We start from the raw sequence: 304 nt of genomic DNA, 5'->3' as shown, positions 1-304 counted from the left end.
ACTCCGCTACCGAAGAAATTCGATCTGGTTATCACCGCGAAAGCTTTTGGTGACAACGCGAATCGCCCTATTCCCGTACGCGTCGGTGGCCAGGAACAAACGCTGGTATTAAGCCAGGAGGTCAGCACGACCACCTTGCATTTTGATAATCCGACGGACGCCAATACGCTGGTGATTGTCCCGCCCGATCCGGTTGCCACTAACGAGGGCAACATTCTCGGCCACTCGCCGCGTAAGCTGGGGATCGGGATGGTTGAAATCAAAGTAGTGGCTGCTCAGGGATAAAAAAAACAGCGCCCAACAC

General features: G+C 54.3%; 1 pseudogene. It reads left to right on the top strand.

From position 1 onward, the window contains the following. Positions 1 to 285, top strand: a pseudogene (locus tag FDX22_RS15735) (phosphoglycerol transferase I); the annotation flags it as partial. Between the last annotated feature and the right edge of the window lie 19 nt (positions 286 to 304).

Origin of the sequence: Citrobacter sp. TBCS-14, from assembly GCF_005280805.1 — a bacterium.
Classification (GTDB): Bacteria; Pseudomonadota; Gammaproteobacteria; order Enterobacterales; family Enterobacteriaceae; genus Citrobacter; species Citrobacter gillenii.
The sequence above is the reverse complement of the archived record's forward strand: the minus strand, read 5'-3'. Positions and strand labels throughout refer to the sequence as shown.